General features: G+C 39.7%; 1 protein-coding gene. It reads left to right on the forward strand.

What is annotated here, in order from left to right:
* The coding region (locus ACFIJL_RS09785; protein WP_375624536.1) for a hypothetical protein at positions 1-575 on the forward strand (575 nt) is incomplete at its 5' end.
* Between the last annotated feature and the right edge of the window lie 54 nt (positions 576-629).

Below are 629 nucleotides of genomic sequence, written 5' to 3' on the forward strand. Positions count from 1 at the left end.
TCGAGAAAGAAGACAATCTAAGTCATGAAGGTGATTGTTGGGTAGATGGTGATGCAAAAGTCTATGGTTATGCCAAGATATTTGATGGCGCCTGTATTAGTGGAAGTGCTACGGTTTGTGATGATGCACAAGTTTACGGTCATGCAGAAGTTTCCGGTGATGCGTATATTTACGATCATGCAAAAATTTATGATGATGCTAAGGTTTACGATCGTGCAGTCATTTACGTTAATGCAAAAGTTTGCGGTTTTGCCAAGGTTTTTGGAAAAGCAAGAATATACCATGACGCCATAATTTCCGAACATGCACACGTTTATGAAAATGCAGAAGTTTTCGACAACGCTACAATTTCGCACTTTGCATCCGCTTATGATAATGCTCGTATTTTCGGTAAAGCAAAGGTTTGTGGTTTTGCCGAAATTTATGATGGAGCACATGTCTCTGAAAAAGCTAAAGTTGGCGGTCGCGCAAAAATCTCTGGAAATGCCCGTGTGTTTGGTGGTGCACTAGTTTGCGAGAATGCCAAAGTAACCGGAAATACAAAAGTATCTGGAAATGACACTGTTTTAAGATAAGGGCATGAGGCAATAAACCATGGAAAAGAAATACGAACTTACTGATGAAACAAT

Source organism: Bartonella sp. TT119HLJHH (genome assembly GCF_042193385.1).
Classification (GTDB): Bacteria; Pseudomonadota; Alphaproteobacteria; order Rhizobiales; family Rhizobiaceae; genus Bartonella.